This is a genomic window from Vibrio albus (assembly GCF_003144035.1).
Lineage (GTDB): Bacteria > Pseudomonadota > Gammaproteobacteria > Enterobacterales > Vibrionaceae > Vibrio > Vibrio albus.
In genome coordinates this window covers 272,548-295,297 of record NZ_QFWT01000001.1, presented here as the reverse complement: position 1 = coordinate 295,297, position 22,750 = coordinate 272,548, and the positions used below count along the sequence as shown (strand labels likewise).

The 22,750-nt window shown below is 44.7% G+C and carries 21 protein-coding genes; 10 read left to right on the top strand and 11 right to left on the bottom strand.

The genetic code is table 11. From position 1 onward, the window contains the following. Window positions 1-23: 23 nt before the first annotated feature. Both DI392_RS01275 and pflA read right to left on the bottom strand, forming a co-directional pair. Window positions 24-524 carry a YfbU family protein gene (locus tag DI392_RS01275; protein ID WP_109318092.1) on the bottom strand — a complete coding sequence of 167 codons (501 nt, stop codon included), beginning with the start codon at window positions 522-524 and terminating at the stop codon, window positions 24-26. A gap of 42 nt (window positions 525-566) precedes the next feature. After that, on the bottom strand, window positions 567-1,307 hold the full coding sequence (pflA, locus tag DI392_RS01270) for a pyruvate formate lyase 1-activating protein (RefSeq protein ID WP_109318091.1): 741 nt from the start codon (window positions 1,305-1,307) through the stop codon (window positions 567-569). A gap of 243 nt (window positions 1,308-1,550) precedes the next feature. Here pflA and DI392_RS01265 point away from each other — a divergent pair, with 243 nt between their 5' ends. Further along, a complete protein-coding gene (locus DI392_RS01265; RefSeq protein ID WP_109318090.1) occupies window positions 1,551-3,431 on the top strand; it encodes a methyl-accepting chemotaxis protein in 1,881 nt (626 codons plus the stop codon). A gap of 55 nt (window positions 3,432-3,486) precedes the next feature. Here the strand turns inward: DI392_RS01265 and pflB are convergent, their stop codons facing one another. Both pflB and DI392_RS01255 read right to left on the bottom strand, forming a co-directional pair. Further along, window positions 3,487-5,763, bottom strand: a complete 2,277-nt coding sequence (gene pflB, locus DI392_RS01260; protein WP_109318089.1) for a formate C-acetyltransferase — start codon at window positions 5,761-5,763, stop codon at window positions 3,487-3,489. A gap of 260 nt (window positions 5,764-6,023) precedes the next feature. Then, complete coding sequence (locus DI392_RS01255) at window positions 6,024-7,571, bottom strand: DUF3360 family protein (protein WP_109318088.1); 1,548 nt, start codon at window positions 7,569-7,571, stop codon at window positions 6,024-6,026. 662 nt (window positions 7,572-8,233) lie between these two features. On the opposite strand from DI392_RS01255, the gene DI392_RS01250 reads away from it, so the two are divergent. From DI392_RS01250 to DI392_RS01230, 5 genes are all read left to right on the top strand, one after another. Further along, window positions 8,234-9,733: a hypothetical protein gene (locus tag DI392_RS01250; RefSeq protein WP_109318087.1), complete on the top strand. Its 1,500-nt coding sequence runs from the start codon at window positions 8,234-8,236 to the stop codon at window positions 9,731-9,733. Window positions 9,734-9,973: 240 nt separating this feature from the next. Further along, the gene (locus tag DI392_RS01245) at window positions 9,974-10,744 is read left to right on the top strand and encodes an ABC transporter ATP-binding protein (RefSeq protein WP_109318086.1); all 771 of its coding nucleotides are present in this window, start codon (window positions 9,974-9,976) and stop codon (window positions 10,742-10,744) included. An 82-nt stretch (window positions 10,745-10,826) separates the two neighbouring features. Then, complete coding sequence (locus tag DI392_RS01240; protein WP_181388340.1) at window positions 10,827-11,603, top strand: ABC transporter substrate-binding protein; 777 nt, start codon at window positions 10,827-10,829, stop codon at window positions 11,601-11,603. Between the two features lie 75 nt (window positions 11,604-11,678). Continuing rightward, window positions 11,679-12,419 carry an ABC transporter permease gene (locus DI392_RS01235; protein ID WP_109318084.1) on the top strand — a complete coding sequence of 247 codons (741 nt, stop codon included), beginning with the start codon at window positions 11,679-11,681 and terminating at the stop codon, window positions 12,417-12,419. Between the two features lie 2 nt (window positions 12,420-12,421). Then, window positions 12,422-13,099 (top strand): ABC transporter permease, encoded by a 678-nt coding sequence (locus DI392_RS01230; protein WP_109318083.1) that lies wholly within the window; start codon window positions 12,422-12,424, stop codon window positions 13,097-13,099. A 114-nt stretch (window positions 13,100-13,213) separates the two neighbouring features. Here DI392_RS01230 and xthA read toward each other — a convergent pair whose 3' ends face one another. From xthA to DI392_RS01215, 3 genes are all read right to left on the bottom strand, one after another. Beyond that, the gene (gene xthA, locus DI392_RS01225) at window positions 13,214-14,020 is read right to left on the bottom strand and encodes an exodeoxyribonuclease III (protein WP_109318082.1); all 807 of its coding nucleotides are present in this window, start codon (window positions 14,018-14,020) and stop codon (window positions 13,214-13,216) included. Window positions 14,021-14,345: 325 nt separating this feature from the next. Further along, window positions 14,346-15,098, bottom strand: a complete 753-nt coding sequence (locus tag DI392_RS01220; protein ID WP_109318081.1) for an HIRAN domain-containing protein — start codon at window positions 15,096-15,098, stop codon at window positions 14,346-14,348. Beyond that, window positions 15,095-15,346 (bottom strand): hypothetical protein, encoded by a 252-nt coding sequence (locus tag DI392_RS01215; RefSeq protein ID WP_109318080.1) that lies wholly within the window; start codon window positions 15,344-15,346, stop codon window positions 15,095-15,097. Before DI392_RS01215 ends, DI392_RS01220 begins: the two co-directional genes overlap by 4 nt. 403 nt (window positions 15,347-15,749) lie before the next feature. Here DI392_RS01215 and DI392_RS01210 point away from each other — a divergent pair, with 403 nt between their 5' ends. Further along, window positions 15,750-16,184, top strand: coding sequence for a thermonuclease family protein (locus tag DI392_RS01210; RefSeq protein WP_109318079.1), 435 nt, complete (start codon window positions 15,750-15,752; stop codon window positions 16,182-16,184). A 105-nt stretch (window positions 16,185-16,289) separates the two neighbouring features. Here DI392_RS01210 and DI392_RS01205 read toward each other — a convergent pair whose 3' ends face one another. Both DI392_RS01205 and DI392_RS01200 read right to left on the bottom strand, forming a co-directional pair. Further along, complete coding sequence (locus DI392_RS01205; RefSeq protein ID WP_109318078.1) at window positions 16,290-17,075, bottom strand: DUF4198 domain-containing protein; 786 nt, start codon at window positions 17,073-17,075, stop codon at window positions 16,290-16,292. A gap of 26 nt (window positions 17,076-17,101) precedes the next feature. Further along, window positions 17,102-17,419: a hypothetical protein gene (locus tag DI392_RS01200; protein ID WP_109318077.1), complete on the bottom strand. Its 318-nt coding sequence runs from the start codon at window positions 17,417-17,419 to the stop codon at window positions 17,102-17,104. 235 nt (window positions 17,420-17,654) lie between these two features. Between DI392_RS01200 and DI392_RS01195 the strand changes: the two genes are divergently transcribed. The 3 genes from DI392_RS01195 to DI392_RS01185 are packed head-to-tail and all read left to right on the top strand — an operon-like array spanning window position 17,655 to window position 20,628. Beyond that, window positions 17,655-17,879, top strand: coding sequence for a FeoA family protein (locus tag DI392_RS01195; protein WP_109318076.1), 225 nt, complete (start codon window positions 17,655-17,657; stop codon window positions 17,877-17,879). A 47-nt stretch (window positions 17,880-17,926) separates the two neighbouring features. Beyond that, window positions 17,927-20,440: a ferrous iron transport protein B gene (gene feoB / locus DI392_RS01190; protein ID WP_109318075.1), complete on the top strand. Its 2,514-nt coding sequence runs from the start codon at window positions 17,927-17,929 to the stop codon at window positions 20,438-20,440. A 17-nt stretch (window positions 20,441-20,457) separates the two neighbouring features. Further along, the gene (locus tag DI392_RS01185; protein WP_109318074.1) at window positions 20,458-20,628 is read left to right on the top strand and encodes a FeoB-associated Cys-rich membrane protein; all 171 of its coding nucleotides are present in this window, start codon (window positions 20,458-20,460) and stop codon (window positions 20,626-20,628) included. A gap of 79 nt (window positions 20,629-20,707) precedes the next feature. On the opposite strand, the gene purB is transcribed toward DI392_RS01185, so the two are convergent. Both purB and hflD read right to left on the bottom strand, forming a co-directional pair. Next, entirely contained in the window at window positions 20,708-22,078 is a 1,371-nt protein-coding gene (purB, locus tag DI392_RS01180) for an adenylosuccinate lyase (protein WP_109318073.1), read from the bottom strand. A 31-nt stretch (window positions 22,079-22,109) separates the two neighbouring features. After that, window positions 22,110-22,727 carry a high frequency lysogenization protein HflD gene (hflD, locus tag DI392_RS01175; protein WP_109318072.1) on the bottom strand — a complete coding sequence of 206 codons (618 nt, stop codon included), beginning with the start codon at window positions 22,725-22,727 and terminating at the stop codon, window positions 22,110-22,112. Between the last annotated feature and the right edge of the window lie 23 nt (window positions 22,728-22,750).

Sequence of the window (22,750 nt, the reverse complement as noted above, 5' to 3'; positions counted from 1 at the left end):
TTCATAGAATAATGAAAGAGTGTTTATGCGTTGAAAATTTGAGTCAGTTCGGTTGCAGAAAGGTGATACTGACGAGGGCAGTCTTTCCAGGTCGCGAGCATGCGGCGGTACTTGTCCAGCATTGGAACCTGAGCATTAAAATTATGCTCGTTTTTATCAAACTGTGGATACATACCTTCTGAGTCTACTAAAAAGCGAACATAGCATACTTGTTGCGCTTCTTTCACCATATCAAACCCTAAAAACTGTAAACGGCGTTGATCCACTTTCGCTTGCTCTTCACTGTCCAGCATCTTATTAGATTCCTGCATCGCATGATACATTTCCATAATATCGATGATTTCCTGGCATTCTTCGGCAGGCAGACAGCCAAATTCTTTGTTCAACTCACCCATTTGTAATCCATAGCCACGCTCAACAATAGTCTGAAGACGTTTATATTTCTCTGAATTGGTCGGATCGAGCTGCGACATTAGGTAGTACTGATTAGAAAGAATAAGGCGTTGAGCATTAGTCATTTCCATATTTTAGGCCTCTTTGTTTTAATTCGTTTCGGTTTTTTTCTGTTAGTATTTTACGTTGTTGTGATATTGCTTAAGTACCGCAACTATTTTTTCCATGGTGTCTTTACTTGGTGGTTCTACACCTTCTAGCGGGTAGTCATACCCCATTGCTTCCCATTTGTGTGCTCCAAGCTTATGGTAAGGAAGCAGCTCGACTTTTTCTATGTTATCCATATCTTTAATGAATTGCCCAAGAAGGTGAGCATCTTCTTCACTGTCGGTATAGCCAGGAACCACAACATACCGAATCCAGGTGGTTTGGCCAATTTTCTGAAGATAACGGGCAAAATCAAGCGTCCGTGTATTGGACACACCAATAAAGTCTTTGTGGACTTCATCCCGCATATGCTTAAGATCAAGCATAACCAGATCGGTCACTTCCAACACTTCATCAATAACGTCTGTGTGTTTGCGGATATAGCCATTCGTATCCAGACAGGTATGCATACCCTCTGCTTTTGCGGCACGGAAGAAATCCCGAACAAATTCAGGCTGAAGCATTGCTTCACCTCCGGAACACGTCACACCGCCACCGGAAGCTTTCATAAAGTGTTTATAGGACTTAGCTTCATTGATAATCTCTTCCACTGTTACTTCTTTTCCATCATGAAGGTCCCACGTATCACGGTTATGGCAGTACATACACCGCATCAGGCAACCCTGAAGGAAAATGATAAAACGGATACCGGGGCCATCTACCGTACCGCATGATTCATAGGAATGGATTCGTCCAATTGTTGACATGTGCTCATCTCATAAGAATTCTTTGCCTTCATTTTATTACAAATGACATCAGTAACCTAGTTATCTATGGATCCAGATAGCCGTTTTTTTAGCTTGCTGGCTACGTAAATTGTCTAAAACTGGTTCTACCACGAAATTTCCCCATGTGATAAAGAAGAGAGTGAGCACATTTGATTTTTAAAATGACAGTAAAAACGTCAGATGTGCTTCCTTGTATTGCTGAAGTAAAGCTAAGGACACCACATGGATGCGTTAAAAATTTCACAGAAACATAAGATACTCATTTTTCTCTTCTTGCTTTGTACCGGATTTATCGGCTTAGCTGGGTACACGTCTGATAGCCTGGAGAAAATGGGAGAACAATATACAAAAAGTACGGATATCGCGAATGAGGCATTTGCCTCAGAGCAGATTCAGGTTGAACTGCTACAGTTAGCCAGCACATTAGCAGAGTTGTCCTCTGAAAATGCGGGTGATGTTCTGACTACGGCAGAAAATATCAAGAGCAGAGTTGAGGGGCAGACCGGTTACTTGTCAGGTGTCGGTCTGGGTGTACAGGCTGAAGAGTTAACCGGTCTGGTGAATCAATATCACGAGTTGATGGTTCCGTGGCTGGAGATGAAGATGCAACTGGGACTGAACTCCGATGATGGCACGCACGGAAAACTGAAACGTTTCGCAACGGTAATAGAAGAAAAAATCGCTGAAACAGGCATGGTAACCCTGAACTCGGATTTTCAGGTTCTGGTTAAAGCCGTACAGAATTATCAGCTTTCCCCTTCAGAAGACAGTTATAACACCTTTGAACGGGCGTTAAGCAGTTTCTCCAGTATCTCTAATTCTTACGGTATGCTGGATATGTATCAGGAAGAACTGACCGTGTATCAGTCTGCCTTTGAAAATCTGGTTTCATTGTCGGCGGAGCTAAACCGTGTCGAGAAGCAGCTTTTTGCCAATCAGCAGGCGTCTCTGGAAGTCATAAACCACACGTCTGAAGATTTGAATCGGATCAGCCAGCAATATCAGAGTGCGGCGGAGCAAAAAGGTAAAAGTGTATTCTGGTCGGTTATGGTTGCCTGTGCTGTTCTGGCCGCATTTACGATTATCACTTTCACGCTTATCAGCCTCAATATAGGCCGCTCACTTAACCAGATTTCCCGGGTACTTGGCTCTATGTCTGAAGGGGACCTGTCACAGCGTTTATTGGTGACTGGTAATACAAAAGATGAATTTAACCGCTTGGCTAATACCATTAACCAAACCTGTAAGAATCTGGGGGCGCTGGTTAAAGGCGTTCAGGAGCGTAGTGAAACGCTTTCCAGAAATTCAGCGGATCTTAATGTGGGTATTGATGACGTTGTACAAAGCCAGTCCGAAGTCGTGGAGCAGACTCAACTGCTCGCCTCGGCAACGGAGCAGGTTAATGTGACAACCAAACAAGTATCAGAAAATCTTGAGCAGGTTGCTGAAGTCAGCCGTTCTTCCAGCCTAGCGGCTGAAGAAGGTGGAAAAGTGATTACTTCTGCGATCAGTTCAATGGATGAAATGGGTGAGATCCTGGTAAACGCCACCGGACATACGCATAAGCTGGAAGAAGCGTCGTTAAAAGTCGACTCAGTGATGGATATTATTAATGGCGTTGCCGAGCAAACGAACCTGTTGGCACTGAATGCCGCGATTGAAGCAGCACGGGCAGGAGAGCAGGGAAGAGGGTTTGCTGTGGTTGCAGATGAAGTACGGAATCTGGCAGTAAGAACGGTGGATGCCGTTTCAGAAATATCGACCACGATTGAAGCCATGAAGAGCGAAAGTGGCAAGGTGATTGGATATTTAAGCCAATCGGAAGAAACCATGCAGGCGAGTCAGGCCCGGGGTAATGAAGCTATTCAGGCATTGTCTGTCATTGTTGAAAAAGCGGAAGATGCTAATCAGAAAACCGAAGTTATTTTCAGTTCAATCCGGGAGATGGCTCAGACAAGTCAGTCTATGGCCCGGAATATGAGCAATATTTCTTCTTCCATGGAAAGTATCGACAGAAGTAATAAAGAACTGCGGAATCACAGTCAGGCCGTGGATAGGCACTCATCCAGTCTGAATGAGGAGTGTTTGCGGTTTGCGGTGTAATAAAAAAATCCCGCCTTGTGCGGGATTTTTATTCAGTATTTCAGCTAAGTGCTAATTACATAGACTCAGTGAAAGTACGAGAGATAACGTCAGCTTGCTGCTCTGGAGTCAGAGAGTTGAAACGTACCGCGTAACCAGATACACGGATTGTCAGCTGAGGGTATTTCTCAGGGTGCTTAACTGCGTCTTGTAGTGTTTCGCGGTTAAGAACGTTAACGTTCAGGTGCTGACCACCTTCGATGCCAGTTTCATGGTGGAAGTAACCATCCATCAGACCAGCAAGGTTCGCTTTCTGTGCGTCTGCGTCTTTACCCAGAGCGTTAGGAACGATAGAGAAGGTGTAAGAGATACCATCTTTTGCATCAGCAAACGGTAGTTTACCTACTGAAGTCAGAGATGCTACCGCACCTTTCTCATCACGACCGTGCATTGGGTTAGCACCTGGAGCAAATGGAGCACCAGCTTTACGGCCATCTGGAGTAGTACCAGTCTTCTTACCATATACCACGTTAGAAGTGATAGTCAGGATAGACTGAGTTGGGATCGCATCACGGTAAGTCTTAAGTGCACGAATCTTGTTCATGAACAGAGTAACAAGTTCACAAGCGATGTCATCAACTCGTGGGTCGTTGTTACCGAACTTAGGATAGTCGCCTTCGATTTCGAAGTCGATTGCAATGCCATCTTCGTCACGAACTGGTTTAACAGTTGCGTACTTGATTGCAGACAGTGAGTCAGCTGCAACAGACAGACCAGCGATACCACAAGCCATTGTACGCTTAACGTTCAGATCGTGCAGAGCCATCAGAGACGCTTCGTAGCTGTACTTGTCGTGCATGAAGTGGATAGAGTTCAGTGCAGTCACGTACTGCTTAGCCAGCCAGTCCATGAAGTGATCCATTTTGTCCATCAGATCATCATAGTCCAGTACTTCTGAAGTGATCTTGTCCATCTTAGGACCAACCTGGATCTTCAGCTTCTCATCAACACCACCGTTGATTGTGTAAAGCATAGTTTTAGCCAGGTTTGCACGAGCACCGAAGAACTGCATTTGCTTACCAACAACCATTGGAGATACACAACATGCGATCGCGTAGTCATCAGATTCCATGTCTGGGCGCATCAGGTCGTCGTTTTCGTACTGGATAGAAGAAGTATCGATAGATACTTTCGCACAGAACTTCTTGAAGCCTTCAGGTAGTGCTTCAGACCAAAGTACAGTGATGTTTGGCTCTGGAGAAGGACCCATAGTGTACAGGCTGTTTAGGAAACGGAAGTTTGTACGAGTTACCAACGTACGTCCGTCAAGACTCATACCACCCATAGATTCTGTTGCCCAGATTGGGTCGCCAGAGAACAGTTCATCGTACTCAGGAGTACGTAGGAAACGAACCATACGTAGTTTCATTACGAAGTGGTCGATCATTTCCTGAGCTTGTTCTTCAGTCAGTTTACCTGCCGCGATATCACGCTCGATGAAGATATCAAGGAAAGTAGAAGTACGGCCAAGAGACATTGCTGCGCCGTTCTGAGACTTAACAGCAGCCAGGTAGCCGAAGTAAGTCCATTGGATAGCTTCTTGTGCAGTTTCAGCTGGACGAGAGATGTCACAACCATACTTAGCAGCCATTTCTTTGATTTGGCCTAGTGCACGGTGCTGTTCTGCTACTTCTTCACGAAGCTGCATAGTCAGTTGTAGATCTTCGCCGTTTTCGAATTTCTCTTGCAGAGAATTGAATTGAGCGAATTTATCTTTCATCAGGAAGTCGATACCGTACAGAGCGATACGACGGTAGTCACCGATGATACGACCACGACCGTATGCATCTGGAAGACCAGTCAGAACGCCAGACTTACGACATTTCATGATGTCAGGAGTATAGATATCGAAAACACCCTGGTTGTGAGTCTTACGGTATTCTGTGTAGATTTTCTTAACTTGAGGATCTAGCTCACGACCATATACTTTACAAGAACCCTCAACCATGCGGATACCACCGTTAGGGATGATAGCACGCTTCAGAGGAGCTTCAGTTTGGAGACCAACGATAGTTTCAAGGTCTTTATTGATGTAACCAGCATCGTGAGCAGTGATGGTAGAGATAACAGAAGTGTCGAAGTCAACAGGAGCGTGAGTGCTGTTTTCCTGTTTGATGCCTTCCATTACCTGAGCCCATAGAGATTTAGTAGCCTCAGTACCTTCAGAAACAAGGAAAGATTCGTCACCTTCATATGGTGCGTAGTTCTTTTGAATAAAGTCACGTACGTTAACTTCGTTTTGCCAGTCACCTGCAGCAAAACCTTCCCAAGCTTTAGCAAATTGCTCTGCCATGATATACCTACCTTTTTAGTAGAAAAAACACGTACTGTTTGTCGCCGGGGGACGGCTAGCACCTACGATAGTGCACAGTACACTCTATTTTAAAAACAATATCTATGAACAAATGTGTCCGATTTGACCATAGATATTGCACCTAGTTGAGTATGTCTTTAAGCGACAATTCAAATAATACTGCAATCTTTAAAAAAAATATACAAGAAAACACGTAAAAAAAGGGTGGTTTTTATTACCACCCTAATTTTTTGTGATCTTTACAGGAATGCAGGGATTCCGTATTTGCCTTCCAGCATACCAACCGCAAGCATCGCTGCCAGACAGATAACCAGAACAACACTTGGAATGATGATACGGTCCAATGTGCTTAGTCTCTGAGGGCGTTCTTTGTCACCAATCAAGCCGTTGTTATCCAGTAGCATGGTCAGTGCCCATGCCAGAACAGGGTTAGTGACCATCGCTGCAAATACACAGATACCAGCAGAGTTAGAGTCTTTCGTCTCTTTAATCATCTGTACGCCTGCTTCCAGCAGAGGCAGTGCAACACCAACCAGTAGTGCAACGCGCATTACCGGAGGCCATACAGCCGCGTCCATTGGGTAACCCACGATAGCGATAACCATTACCAGGGTACCCAGAATGATTGAACCTGCAGGGATAGGGCGCTTAGCAATTGCCGCCGGGATCATGTAAGTACCCCAGGAAGACGTGATGTTACCACCACCAACAGCTGTACCAACCATCTGACGGAAAGAACACATGGTCATTGTGTCATCCACATCCATCAGTACCTTATCAGTACCTTTAGGATAGTTCAGTTCCTGGAAAATACGATGGCCCAGGAAGTCTGGGGACCACATTGCTACCGCCAGGATTGCGAACGGAAGAGATGCAATGAAGTGCTCAACATTAGGCAGGCCTAGTTGCCAGCCTGTTTCAGTAGAGCCCCACCAGTAAACTGGGTTCAGGTTTGGCAGACCAGGTTCAGTGGTAAAAGTCAGGTCGAAACCTGCACCGGATACCATTGCAACAACAAAGCCGGTAACAGCACATAGAGGGATTGCCAGCCAGCGCTTGCCGAGCTTAGCCAGAATGGCGTAAACGACGACAGTGATACCAAGAACGATCAGAGCCACATAACCCATATCACCGGCAGCTACGCCTTCGGCTTCGCTGCTAAGACCATTAGCCCAGCCAATCAGTGAGTTGATTTGACTCATCGAACCGGTGAAACCAAGGAACACGAGCAAGCCACCTGCAACCCCTTCACTGGTGAGGTTCACGAGTCGGGAGCCGCCCTTAACAGCACTGAGGATCAGTCCGAATACACCAATCAGGATTGCCAATGCCAGAGGGTGAGCACCCGCCATAGCGATAACGAAGATCATCGGGATCATCGGGCCGTGGTTACCCGCAAGGTTCGCTCTTGGGTTAATAAAACCGGATGCCAGAACACAGAACAAGAGCGCAGGGATGATCATCTCAACACGAGCAACTTCGATCGCCCATGCAACGTCCAGGTTAACGTGGTCCCACTTCTCTGTCAGTCCTGCAGCCCAAGCCATCATTACCGCGGAATACATCGCGATGATGCCGATAGTACCTGCAATAGCCGGGACAAAATCTTCAAGTTCAAAACGGAAATCACGACCAGGCAGGTTAAGACCGAAACGGCGAGGTTTCATAATCTGGAGCTCGTGGTCCAGGTAGTCAGAGCGACTTTCAAACTCAGAAGCCGGACGGTGCAGCTCTGAATAGCTCTTCGTCTCGATCTCCGAGAAGTTTTTGTTATCTACGTTCGACATAGATTCCTCATATAAAAAGTTAATAATGCGAAAGTGTTAAATTATTTAACTCGGGTATAAAGCAAACGAAAATGACGTCTTGTGTTGACCACGAATCTAACACATATTCAGTGTGCCTTAGTGCATAAACGTCATTAACGACATTTACTTTATTAACACCTGATGACACTTAGGTTATATGGCCGATTGTATCCGTCTTTTACTGGCGCTCGAGTGTATCAATCTCCCTATTTATTGAGATTGATCTCGATCACGATATAAATCTTTGTGAAAGAAAGCTACAGAATTTAAGGCTTTAAGCAAGCTATAGCTTTGTTTTGTCGTTGACTTTCATCGTTTACCGAGTTTCGTAGCGAACATACTGTTTTTTTAATAAAAAATCATGTTCTTTGTCAATGAGTGGCGACTTTTTGAAAAATTATAGCGCATTAGATGAGCCGGTTTGCATAGGTATATTAATATGAAGTTGGGTTTATATGTTTATATTCTGTAATAAAATTACAAAATGAAATACTACCAAATTGAGTGAGATAGCTACGATTTTATGACTCTAAACAAAAGAGATTGTTTAAATATGGCGCATATATTGCTTAAATAATGCGATTAGTAACAGAGTCAAATATATGCCGGTAAGTGTCGGATAAATAACAGAGGAATTTAAAATGAAGACAACAACCAAGATGTTGCCTTTAGTTGCGATAGTGTCAGGAATGCTGGTTGGTTGCGGTGGGAGTAGCAGTAGCGGTGGGGGTAGTGCGCCAACAACAAGTTACTCACTTTCTTTTTTACAGGCATACGACGAAAATGCCGGTACGGTGAATTCAACTTGTACGATTTTTAACAGAGATACAACTGCTGGGACTGTTAAAACGTACCGAACCATTGGTGACTCGCTGGATGCTAATATTGTCGCCTTTTACACCGATGCAAACGGCGCAAGAAGTGGTGAGATTATCACTGCTGATGACGGATCATTGCAGTTTGTTCTTGAGTCAATTCCTGATGGTGGTGCGATTACTTTTGAAGAAAGGGATGGTCGAGACATTATCGCCACCACCTTTACTAAGGCATTCCTCTCCAGAGATACCAGTCTGAAAACAACGAAATTTGGAGTTATTGGCAGTGTAGCTGGCACAAGCTGTGTTACCGGTACAGGAACAAATTTTGTTACTGAAAATCGCGATTCATTATCTTATCTACACAGTTCGGATATTGCTGGAAGTGGTTTGACGGGTGACAACCTGTATCATTACCGCTCGCAACAGGCAGAGTTTTCCCCTCCCAATGCCTCATTAACCTCAGGTCAAAGTATAAAAGCGTACACCGCAGAGCAGACGGCTATTGTTCAGTACCAGTCCGGGCCTTCGTCGCAAGTGTTCCAGTACGGATTTGAAGACTGGCCAAAAGATACCGGGTCGGTAGTAATGAGTTTTACTGGAACGCAAGGTACGGTTACAGAAGTCGCAAGTCCAAATATCGGCTACACCGATATTGATGTAAATCTGTTATATGGTGGTTTTGCCTATGACTTGACCACTTTTGCTAAAGGAGTGGCGAATTACTACCATCCTTCAGAGACTAATAATGAAACCTGGTCCTTTATTGTTTCTGGTAAGACGGGACCAGGAAATAGTTGGGATGCTGCATATTATGGACAGGTTAGTGATTCATGGGACTTTAATGTTGATGAAACCAGCTTGTTTGATCTGTCAGGTTTGAATGATGCTAAACCAACGGCGAGTACACCCGGTAATGTGATTTCTCTAGCCTCTGGCATTAACTTTTCCAGTGAGAAGGGCATTCAACGAGTTAGCTACCGGAAGTCTGTAACAGAATCTGGCTTTATCTACACGGTAACTCACAATATTTATAGTGAACTTACAGCCACAATTATAGTGCCGGTTCTGGAATACTTTAATTTTCCCAGCACGGTACAGTCCGATTTACTTGTAGATAATGATGCCGCTTACGAGCAGTATTTCCTATTTGCAACAGAAAACTCAACGATTGAGAATGCGGATTTTGTTTCTTTGTTTAAAGATGGTGACGGCATTTCCTTAGCTTCAGAGAAAAACGGAATTGTGCGAAATGAGTTAGAAACAAACGAATCCTCTGTTCGATTGCAGTCTAATGAGCATATCCGTCTGTATCGATCGAATTAATCCAAATGTTGCATTAACAACTTGTTAGCATTCCCAAGCCCCGACTCCGGGGCTTTTCTTTATCATTTATTCACCAAATGTAAAAACATTTAACTTGTTTTGCATATTGATTCAGATTAGTTAACTAAATAACCCGTCTTTTATGGTAAATAATTTGTTGCATCTAATATGTTCGAATGCTAATTTGTATCGAAATTATGGGCCGGAGAGCCTAAAATTCCACAAAGGAGCGAATAGCGCATGACAGATGCACCCGCGCTGAATATCAAGGATTTGCATAAAACATTCGGACAGAATGAAGTGCTTAAAGGGATCTCGCTGGAGGCACATAAAGGCGATGTTATCTCTATTATCGGCTCTTCCGGTTCCGGAAAAAGTACATTTCTTCGTTGTATTAACCTGCTGGAAACCCCTACCGCCGGTGAAATCTGGGTGAATGGTGAGTTAATCAAAATGAAAACGAATCGTTCCGGAGAATCCGTTCCCGCCAATGAGAAGCAGGTTCAGCGTATCCGTTCACGCTTAGCTATGGTTTTTCAGGGGTTTAACCTTTGGTCCCATATGACCGTACTGGAAAATGTGATCGAAGCTCCCGTACATGTTCTTGGTGTACCGAAATCCCAGGCGATAGAAAATGCGGAACTACTGCTGAAAAAAGTCGGCCTGTATGAGCGCAAAGACTATTACCCGGGACACTTGTCCGGTGGTCAGCAACAGCGGGCAGCAATAGCTCGTGCTTTGGCGGTAGAGCCAGAAGTGATGCTATTTGACGAACCTACCTCTGCACTTGACCCGGAGCTGGTGGGTGAAGTGTTGGGCGTCATGCGTGATCTTGCCGATGAAGGTCGGACTATGCTGGTGGTGACGCACGAAATGGCCTTTGCACGGGATGTTTCCAGCCATGTGATGTTTTTGCATCAGGGTTTGGTCGAAGAGCAGGGCGCACCGGATAAACTGTTTAATAGCCCAGAATCAGAACGATTAAAACAGTTTATTTCATCTATTTATTAAACGCCTTGCATAAGATAAGGCTGACAGACACAACAATACAAACTATATAAACAGACAGACGTAAAAACACAGGAGTATGGATATGAAAAAGTGGGTACTAGCAGCAGCTTTGGCTGCAACTGCCGTGACAGGTGCCGCTCAGGCCAAGGATTGGAAAACGATTCGTTTTGGTATCGAAGGGGCATACCCTCCATTCAGTAAAACAGAAGCGGATGGCTCTCTTAGTGGCTTTGATGTAGACATGGCCAATGCGCTGTGTGAAGAACTGAAGGCTCAGTGTAAAATTGTTCCTCAGGATTGGGACGGTATTATTCCTTCACTGCTGGCTCGCAAGTACGATGCGATTATCGCTGCCATGGATATTACAGAAGAGCGTAAAAAGAAAGTGGATTTCACTGAAAAATACGCTCAGATCCCAAGTAAGTTTATTACCAAAAAAGGTTCTGGTCTTGAAATTACACCAGAAGGTCTGAAAGATCAGAAAATTGGTGTGCAGCGTGCGACAACACACGACAAATACCTGACAGACACCTATGGTGACAGTGTTGATATCGTACGTTATGGCTCATTTGATGACGCTTATCTTGATCTGGCTAACGGACGTATCATCGGTGTGCTTGGTGACGTTTCTGCGTTGGAAGAAGGTGTGATCAATCAGGCTGGTGGTGATGCTTACGAATTTGTCGGTCCTGCATTCAGTGATCCTAAATGGTTCGGTGAGGGCATGGGTATCGCTGTGCGCAAACAGGATAAGGACCTGAAAAACAAACTGAGCAAAGCGATTAAAGCTCTGCGTAAGAGTGGTAAATATCAGGAAATCTCAGCGAAATACTTCAGCTTTGATGTATATGGCGAATAATTGATTTTCAGGGCGGCAATATCTGGCCGCCCTGATGTCTTGATTCGTTTCGCTGTCATTTAACGGATATTTATCATGCTTGATTTACAAGGGTATGAGGCCGCCTTGCTGAAAGGTGCATGGGTAACCATCGAGGTCGCAGTCCTTTCTCTTCTTCTCGCCACTCTCCTGGGCATTCTGGGGGCGCTGGCAAAGCTCGCTCCATATCGTGTCGCCAGAGGTGTGGCCACACTGTATACCACCATCATTCGTGGCATTCCTGACCTTGTTCTGATGATGCTGATTTTTTTCGGCGGACAAATGCTGCTGAATAACACTTTATATTCAGTCAATGAGTGGATTAATGAATGGTTGGCTGGTTCTAATCCAAATCACGAATGGACGGCTTATCTGCCGGATTATATTGATGTCAGTCCTTTTATCGCCGGCATACTGACCATCGGCTTTATTTTCGGTGCTTACATGGCGGAAACTTTCCGTGGTGCCATTATGGCGGTGGACAAAGGCGAACTGGAAGCCGCAAAGGCGTATGGGATGAGTAGTGTTTTAGCCTTTCGCCGTATTTTGTTGCCGCAGATGATTCGCCATGCGCTGCCGGGGTTTGGTAATAACTGGCTGGTTCTTCTCAAGACGACCGCGCTTGTTTCCATTATCGGTCTTGAAGATATGGTGCGCATCAGCTCGCTGGCGGCAGGTTCAACCAAAATGCCATTTACCTTCTATATGGCGGTAGCATTGATCTTTCTGTTCTTCACTTTCATATCAACAACGATCCTGAAAGCAGTTGAACGTAAATATACCATTCACATGAGGTAGACATGGATTTTTCAATCATTATCGAAAGTCTGCCTATCTATCTTGACGGGCTATGGACAACGGTCTGGTTAGTCGGCCTTGCTCTCGTGATGGGAATTTGCCTGGCGATTCCACTGGCGATTGCACGTAATAGCACCATCTATTTTATCCGGTTGCCAGCCTGGGCGTTTATCTACTTTTTTCGTGGAACGCCGTTACTGGTTCAGCTTTACCTGATCTATTACGGTATGGATCAATTTTTCCCGGTGAAAGACACACTATGGGAAAATGCCTGGTTCTGTGCGTTGATCTCTTTCTTTCTGAATACCGGAGCTTATACGGCGGAAATTATTCGTGGGGCTATTAACGGTTTGCCGAAAGGTGAGGTTGAGGCAGCGAAAGCCTACGGAATGAGTACCTGGAAAACCTACCGGCGTATTATTCTGCCAAGTGCGTTGCGTCGTGCTTTGCCAGCCTACAGTAATGAAGTGATCTTTATGCTGCACGGCTCTGCGGTCGCGGGAATTGTGACTATCATGGATCTGACTGGTGCGGCGAGGCTGGTGAACTCGCGCTACTATGCGCCATTTGAGTCGTTTCTGACCGCAGGTCTGTTTTATATGATGCTCTGCTTTATTATTCTTTGGGTGTTTAAGAAAGCAGAAAAGCGGTTTTTGGCTTACTTGAGGCCGCTTAGTTAAGAGATTAAAACAATAGAATACAGAGCGGACGTAAACGTCCTTGAGAATACAGAAAATCTATTCATTTCTGTATTCTCAAAGCGTAGCGCTCTGTATTCTTGTCTTCAGAGCCTGCTATTTAAACACCGACCAGATAGGCGCATGATCAGACGGCTTCTCAATTCCTCTCAGCTCATAATCAATATCTGATTCAATACACTGCGCGGCCAGTGACGGCGTCGCCAGAATCACGTCAATACGCAGTCCGCGGTTGGTGTCGAACCCGCGAGAGCGGTAATCGAACCACGAGAACTTATCGTCGACTTCCGGATGAATATTACGGAACGTATCCTCAAAGCCCCAGTCAAGCAGTGTTTTCAGCCACTCACGTTCTTCCGGCTGGAAGGAGCATTTACCGGTTTTCAGCCAGCGTTTACGATTGGCTTCCCCAATACCGATATCCGAATCAATCGGGCTGATATTAATATCGCCCATCACAATTAATTTTTCACCGTTGGAGTGATGATCATTTAGGTAGGTCATCAGATCCTTATAGAACTGGCGTTTGTACGGAAATTTAGTCTCATGCTCAATATTTTCACCCTGAGGGAAGTAGCCATTCAGAACGGTAACTTTTTCACCGTTATCGTCTTCCACTGTGACCATAATCATTCGCTTCTGATGCTCTTCCGTGTCAGTAGGAAAGCCTTTTTGTACAGATACCGGCTCTTTCTTACATAACATGGCCACACCATAGTGAGCTTTCTGTCCGTGGAAATAGACGTGGTAACCCATGGCTTCGACTGCTTCCAGAGGGAAGGCATCGTCATGAACCTTGATTTCCTGAAGTCCGATGACATCAGGCTGGTGCTTATCAATAATAGCCTGAAGCTGGTGAAGGCGTGCGCGAAGGCCATTGATATTGAAGGAGATTACTTTCATTTATATTTATCCTCTTTGTGATGCCTTGATTTTACTTACTTTACAAAGAGTTGCAAAATCAATGAATCGAATGCTGCTAAGTGATAAATGCACTTTAATTATCTATGAGCCACACCATACCCACATGCAAACAGCCTGTCACTAGCAGAAGTATAAATTCGGTTATAAAGATTTCTTTTCGGAAAGCTGCCGGTAGGTTGGCGTATTATAGATTTGCTTCATTAAATAGCGTTCAAAGGCAGTGGCTTCGCCTTTGGTTACGAAGCGTTTACGGTCAAGCTTATCCTGAATATAAAAAACACCGATATTCCGGTGCTTTTTATATTCAAACAGCTATAGGTTCTTCTTTATATGTATGAGCAAGATATTCTTCAGAAATCATTGGCATAAAGCCATCTGGCCATTTCGTTGAGAACTCGCATAGCAAACGATATTGAGCTGGCGCATCATTGTTAACTTTTACAACTGATAACTCGTAACCTTGCAATTCAGGATTATTCATTAATGATCTAATATCGCAGTTAAAGTATCGAGGGCAATAGCCAACCTTTAGCTTTTCTTCATCAACAGTTGTAGCTAACACGGCATTACAGTCGTATTGGTTATCATCTTTAGACTCAAAGTTTAATCGATCCCCAGTAGTGAGCTTTGAAATCCTTTCAATACTTTTATCTGGAAGGTGTCTAATTCCGTTGATAAAGAATCGGATATTGAACTGGTTTCGTTCAGTCTGTTCTGGTTGCGCGATAATTCGAAATTCATCCGTCTGACGAGCACCTCCGGTTACGCTCAACATTTCTAGTTCATCATATGATTCTACGGTCATATTTGACCACTCCAATACTTTCCTGAATTCAGGTCGGTTTTGAGGTAGCAGCCGGTTTCTGAAAAACGCAAAAAGTGCTATAGACACATATACTTTACTTCTGTCCCCCATACGTGGAAAGGGGATAAAATTAGGGTGATTTGACCCTTGGGTATAGTTAAAACGATAAGTCCCTGAATCCCTAGTAAGTTTAGCCATGGGATGCCACATACCGTCTTCAATGTCCTTCCAAGCTACAAATACGCTTTTCATTCTTTCTGCTGTGCCTTTGCTACTATTTCTTGTAAGTAGTCCTTTTCATTTTCACAAGCAATCTTTTCTGCCCAGTCTTCTCCAGGGCGAATGACAGGGTTATGATGCTTATCTTCCGTATGGGTAGATTTAAATAAATATTGTTGGCCTGTTTTACTGTCGGAGTACCAGAATTTAGATTTTGTTCCCATATCTTCAAAGTCATCAAATTCTTTATCAATAACTTCATAAATTGGGTATGCTTCCATCAACTCCCCCGTATATAAAAATAACCTTCCTCACAGCCTTCGTATCTAACCCATCAACAATAAGAGCCAAACCGACATTTGAATTCAAGAAAGGCTACGAGCTGCAACTCAGATAGCCAAAGTAAAACTTCATATAACACAAAAGGATAACACTATGTTGTCATTTCAAGTAGTGATAAATACGCCATAGGTGACATATGAGTAATATGCCGCAGATACCGGTAAATCGGTGAGTTCTTTGTGGCACGCGAGGTGGTCTGTTCTGACAAAAGAGCTGATAGACAGCCATAAACCCTTATATAATGAGGGTTGCGGCTTCAATAATGCGCTATAAGAACGTTTCAAAAACGTCAGGAAAGGGTCGCATAACACTATAAGAATAATCATTTCGGGGGGAAATAAAATGTTTAGAAAAACGCTGCTTTTTGCATGTGTCATTGCGGTTTCTTTCACTTGCCAGGCGGCCAAAAAGACCTATGGAAATGCCGTTGTTGCTGAGGTGTTGAGTATTTACGATGCGGATACCTTTAGAGTCAATATTCAGGGTTGGGTTGATATCATCGGTAACAATATGCCCATTAGAGTCAATGGTGTCGATGCGCCGGAAATTCGGGGAAAGTGTCCGGAAGAAAAAGCCGCGGCACGTAAGGCAAAACAGTTCACCGTTGAGGCACTGAGAACGGCCAATGCGATAGAACTCCGGAATATGCGCCGGGGTAAATATTTTAGAATTCTGGCCAACGTTTATGTAGATGGGAAAGAATTATCCGCTTTGCTGATCAATGCGGGACTTGCAAGACCTTATGATGGCGGCCACCGGGAAGGGTGGTGTGGCTAGGCTCAAAATCTGTCGGCACAGACCGTAACTTTAGCCGATAACGTAAAAAGCTGGCGTAAAGCCAGCTTTGTCGTGTTGTAGGCGTCAGTAAAGCAAACCGGATGGTTACAGATCTTGCGCTTCGATCCAAAGTACCGCGTCTTGTGACAGTTCTTTGCCTTTATACTCTTTATCCGGACCTGAACCCAGGCAGGCAAAGCCCCATTTGCCAGCTTTAGGCACACCAAACGTAAACATACCGTTATCGTCAGTAATGGCAACAATGGCAGAGGCCGGTGCTTCACGGTATGTATCTTTACCGAAGGCATTGGCTTTAGTGTCTATATCCGTGTTGATAAATTCGATTTCACACTCAGCTCCGGGTACTGGTTTGCCTTCGGCAAGTAGCTGGCCGGTGAATGTGCTGCCTGTGAATACCTGATAGGGTTTATTCAGAGGGACAATCTCTGTTTTCAGGCCAAGAGGTTGTTCCCAGCCCGTTGGCAGACCACCCTTGTTAATGTATCGCTTAGTAATTTGCTGAATATAAATATCCTCACCTTTTTCATAATAAGGTGCCGGAGTCAGGGCAAAAATGTAGTCACCGTTACGGCGGATCTTATGTTCAAGCTGATAGGCATCAGCTTTGTTATCGTGGCCGGACCAGGTGATTTTTTCCAGTTGATCAAGCAGGTCAGTTTTTTTGTCTTTAAACTGAACAAAGAATGACTCTGGCTTACCCATGTTCATCGTATGACCGTTTTCCATTGGATGACCAAAGACCAGCTTCATATCAATAGTGGTTGGTTTCTCCAGTTGAGATACCGGGGTATAAAGCATCTGGAAGTGTGCATGAGATGAAGCTGAAAGTGATAGAGCGGCTGTACCAACGGCTAATGCGATTTTGTTCATTTTAGCTAAGTCCCTTAAAGATAATGTTATTCAACGATATTTTTTCCATCGATTTCGATGGTATGTCCTGGTCCGGCATTAAACTGAACTTTGTAGTCTACGGATGGTTTCTGAAACTCAAATTCACCATCTTCATTAATTTTTCCTTTCAGAAGTTCTTTACCAGAAACGTCTAAAACGGACATATCCACCCCTGAAGCGGAAGATCCATCTGAAAAGCCACCTTCGCAAAGAATGGTGCCATCACCAAAGTCGTAACAAGAACATAATGGTGTGTGAGCCATTGCCGAGTTTGATAAAAGCAAACCAAAAGAAATGACTATGTTTAATGTTATTTTTTTCATACCGCTCCTAACTATCTGCAATTCAAAGTGAAATGTATTGCTGTTTATCTGATTGGCGGAAGATGTTATAGCAATGGTGTCAAGTAATGGAAGTGATAATTATTGCTATTCGCAGTTAATGCGATCCAGATCAATGTTGTGATAATTATTCTCAATTGGTACTTTGTATCATTACGAAAAGGGCATAACATCCGCCGTTATTCATTTTTGTAGTACTGATATCGAGCCTCTTAATATGAAACGTTCTTTACTCAACCTGGCTCCTGGGCAAAAAGGGGTTATATCTGCTCACTATTCAACTGATGCTGTCAGGCAGCGTCTCCTTGACTTAGGGCTGATTCCTGAAGTGGAAGTTAAGTTTGTACGCGCAGCACCGTTAGGCGATCCAATCCAGATAAAAGCCGGCTCGACGCGCGTTATTCTGCGGTGCTCCGAAGCGGAGACGGTCATCATCCGATAGGTGGTGGAGTTATATTTTGGTTCGTAATTTTAGTAAGTGACTGAGTAATGAATAGGAAAAAACTTTTGCTGGCCGGGCAACAAAATACAGGTAAATCAACCATTTTTAATATGTTGACCGGAGCCAGGCAGCATGTTGCGAATTATCCAGGGGTTACCGTCGATAAAAAGGTGGGATACTTTTCTACTGATCATGGCTCTTACCAACTGATTGATCTGCCCGGAACTTATAGCCTGACCAGTTTTTCCCTTGAAGAGCGCGTAGCACGGAGAGCATTACGCGAAGAGTCGGCCGATGTCGTACTCAATGTTCTGGATGCAGCAAATATAACGCGGTCTTTGCACCTAACTCTTCAACTTATAGAGATGGGTTTGCCAGTTATGTTGATCCTTAACATGATGGATGTAGCGAAAAATGAAGGTATCTATATTGACGTGGATAAACTGGCTCGACACCTTCATGTTCCCGTTGTCGAAGCGGTCGGACGTACCGGGCAGGGCGTCGAGGACATTTCTGATAAATTGAATCATGTTACTGCAGGCCAGTTTGCTATTGATTATCCGGAATTAGAATCCCGCATTGAAGAAATCAGGAGCCAGTTATCTCGCTTACCATTGATTAATCCTCCATCTATGCGCTGGCTGAGTATTCGTTTACTCGAGGGTGACGAAGAAGCATGGAAATGGCTGGAACAACAGTTGGTCAGTCTGGATGACTGCGATTATTTAGCGATATCAAGACGTATCAAATGTCTTAAAGATTCAGTAAAAGAAGAACTTGATCTGGAGGTGAATGATTACATTGTCTCCCGGAGGCAGCAGATAATACGTCAGTTGATGGAAGAGTGTGTAACGGTTGATGACAGCTGTGCTTCGGAAGTGCAGCTCTCTGATCGAATTGATAAAGTAGTACTCAGTCGAGCCGGGGCCCCGATATTTTTATTATTAACAGTATTTTCTATCTATCAGGTTGCGATTGTCTGGGGGTATGAATTAACCAACTATACCTGGCCTTATCTGGCGGCTCTAAGAGATATTGTTTCGTCTTTATTGCCGGAAGCTGGCTTTCTTTACGATCCTTATGTGCGATCACTCGGGCTTTGGGTCGTCGATTCAGCGAATACACTGCTCAACTATGTGCCAATATTCGCTATCTTATTTGCTCTGATCGCCATTCTGGAAGATTCTGGCTATATGGCGAGGATAGCCTTTATTGCCGACAAAGTGCTTAGCCGGTTTGGATTGCATGGGCAGAGTACGTTGCCCATGATACTGAGTGGCGTATTTGCTGGTGGGTGCGCAGTACCTGGTGTGATGGCGACGAAAGGGATCCCGGATAACCGGGCCAGAATCGCGACGATATTAACGGTTCCTTTTATGAATTGTCTGGCCAAAGTCCCTCTTTACACCTTACTTTTGGGTATTTTCTTTGTCGATGATAAGCCGCTGATGATGTTCTACATTTCGACCATCACTATTATTGCGGCTCTTCTGGTTGCTAAACTGTTGACCCGCACCGTTCTTCGTTCAGCGGAAACGGCTCCGTTTGTTATGGAGCTTCCACGCTATAACCTACCCACTGTCCGCAGTATTTTGACCCGTGCCGTCGAACGAACCTGGGTGTATATTCGTAAAGTCGGCACGGTTGTCCTTGCGGTTTCTACGGTTATCTTTGTGTTATTACAGTTTCCGGGGTTGTCTGAATCGGATAAACAACACTATCAGGCGGAAGCGAAAAAGGCGGTTGTTACTTTTCAGCATAAGATCAGTAAAACAGAATATGCACATGAGCTGACGGAAGAGACCATTCCTGCATTGGTCAATTACTATACCGACTATAAGCGAGCGAAACTGAATGCGGGTAGTGCGGAAGGTTCGAAGCAGGTGAGCAAAGCGTTCCAACAGCGTAACGAACGATTTTACTCCATTGTTGTACCAAAGACTGGCGGGAAATCAGCGAAAGTGGTGTATCGGGCGTTACGTAAACTGGCATCAAGCCGAAGTAGCATTCGTCGGGAAATAAGAGAGCGGAGACTGGAAACATCATTACTCGGAATGTTTGGGCGTTCTATTGAGCCTGTGACTCAGGTTGCGGGGTTTGACTGGAAAATCAATATCGCGCTGTTCTCCTCATTTGCTGCAAGGGAAAGCAGTGTCGCGACTCTCGGTGTGCTGTTTCAGCAAGATGAAGAGAGTAATAAGACGCTTGAGCAACGGATGGGAAGATCAACAGAGTTCAGCCAGAAAGGGGAACTGGCCGCTGTTGCTTTGATCTTGTTTTTTGCCCTCTATCCACCATGTCTGGCAACGGTTATGATGATAAAAGTACAGACAGGTCGTTATCGGTGGATGTTGTTGTCTATTGCATTGCCTACAACGTTAGGGTTTATGATTGCGACTGCCGTGTATTCTCTGGGGCATTACTTTGAGCTTACCGGTGTTGCGGCAATGTCGTATACGTATTTTTCCGGCCTTACACTTCTGCTTCTGGTTGGGTTTAAAGGGTGGCTGAAAAACCGATTGGCACCGGATCGCCAAATTCCGGTTAAAAATATTTATTAATGATATAGGTGAGTGGTATGTATGAAGAATCAGGCAGTTTTTGGGATATTACCATTGTATTAGTTGTTATCGTTTTAGCACTGGCTTATCTGTACCGGAGAATGCTAAAGAAAGGGCGTAAATGCAGTGGATGCAGTTCCTGTGGTGTGGCGGAATCTGATATCGCAAAAGAAAAAAATAATTGCTGACTCTAGCGCGTGCCCTAATAAAAATAAAGCCCATCAGTTTTGAGCTGATGGGCTTTAGTGTGTCGTTTATTGCGAATGATTACAGCTTATCTGTCAGCTCGATAGCCTGACCGATGTAATTCGCCGGAGTCATCTCTTTCAGGCGAGCTTTTTCCGCTTCCGGAAGCTCAAGGCCGTCAATGAAGTTACGCATAGCTTCGCCGTCAACACGCTTACCACGAGTCAGTTCTTTCAGCTTCTCATATGGTTTTTCGATGCCATAGCGACGCATAACAGTCTGAACTGGTTCAGCCAGAACTTCCCAGTTTTTATCAAGTTCAGCAAGAAGCGCTTCACGGTTTACTTCCAGTTTGCTGATGCCTTTCAGTGTGGATGTATAAGCGATAATCGCATAACCACAGCCAACACCCAGGTTACGAAGAACTGTAGAGTCTGTCAGGTCACGCTGCCAGCGAGAGATAGGCAGTTTCTGTGCAAGGTGGCCAAATACAGCATTTGCCAGACCAAGGTTACCTTCAGAGTTTTCAAAGTCGATAGGGTTAACTTTGTGCGGCATAGTCGAAGAACCGATTTCGCCGGCGATAGTCTTCTGCTTAAAGTGACCCAGAGCAATGTAACCCCAGACATCGCGATCGAAATCGATCAGGATTGTGTTGAAACGCGCAATAGCATCAAACAGCTCAGCAATATAATCATGCGGTTCAATCTGAGTAGTGTATGGGTTCCAGGTTACGCCAAGAGACTCAGTGATGAACTCTTCACTGAACTGGTGCCAGTCCAGCTCTGGGTAAGCGGAAAGGTGAGCATTGTAGTTACCAACCGCACCATTGATCTTGGCCAGAATTTCAACATTAGCGATTTGCTTATATTGACGTTCCATACGGTATGCAACGTTAGCCATTTCTTTACCCATCGTACTTGGAGACGCTGGCTGACCATGTGTACGGGAAAGTAATGGGATATCACGATACTCTTCAGCAAGAGCTTTGATTGCGTCGATGATGTTGCGGATTTCAGGAAGAACAACGGTGTCACGTGCTTCTTTCAGCATCAGTGCGTGAGACGTGTTGTTGATGTCTTCTGAAGTACAGGCGAAGTGGATGAACTCATTGACTGCATGAAGTTCAGGAACTCCTGCAACTTTCTCTTTCAGGAAGTACTCAACGGCCTTTACATCATGGTTGGTAGTACGTTCAATTTCTTTGATACGAGCAGCATCTTCTTCACTGAAGTTTGCAGCCAGCTCATCCAGAAATTTGTTGGCTTCTGCACTAAAAGCAGGTACTTCAGCGATCGCATCTGTTGCTGAAAGCTTCTGTAACCAACGGATTTCAACGATAGCACGATACTTTAGGAGACCGTACTCACTAAAGATACTGCGTAACGCAATCGTTTTACTTCCGTAACGGCCATCTACCGGTGAAACAGCAGTCAATGCTGACAGTTCCATGTTCATTCTCCTGAATAGTGTGGGTTGGATATTAGATTCTTGCTAAAAGGATTTGAGCTTGTTTAAGCATTTTCTTGCGGCCGAAGATCAGGTGACGGCGTTTACCACCGACCTGACGCCACAAAACGGCACAACGAATACCCGAAAGCAATAGTGCCCGGACCTTGTGCTGATTACTGGTCTGTTGAAGAACAGAAGGGGTACCTGTTACCTGAATTCGCGGGCCGATAGGGCTGATGATATCAAGGTAGATACTGGCAACATTGCTGATCATCTGTTCGTCAAACAGGTGGAAATGGTCGGTCTGGCGTTCCAGCATCTGAATACGGTTACCCAGTTGAGACATGGCTTCGGGGTTACCGCTCAGCTTGCGTTCGAGGGCCATCAGGCTGATCACATACCGGGTCAGTTCACTGCCCGTGGGAGTGTTATCAATACCTTTGACCAGACACTCGAGCCCGACTTTCAGGTTCGCTTCGCTACCGAATACATCCAGTGTGTTGGTGGGGCTCGTGTTTAAAATGGCTTTAACGGAAGTCTCAAACGCGCTGTTATCACAGTAACCATCTTTTGCAACTTGCTGTACCAGTGCTACAGCCTGACAGATACCAGCAAAAGCGATAGTACGGTCGTAAAGGGTATTAGCCACGTGTAGAAACTCCTTACTATTAT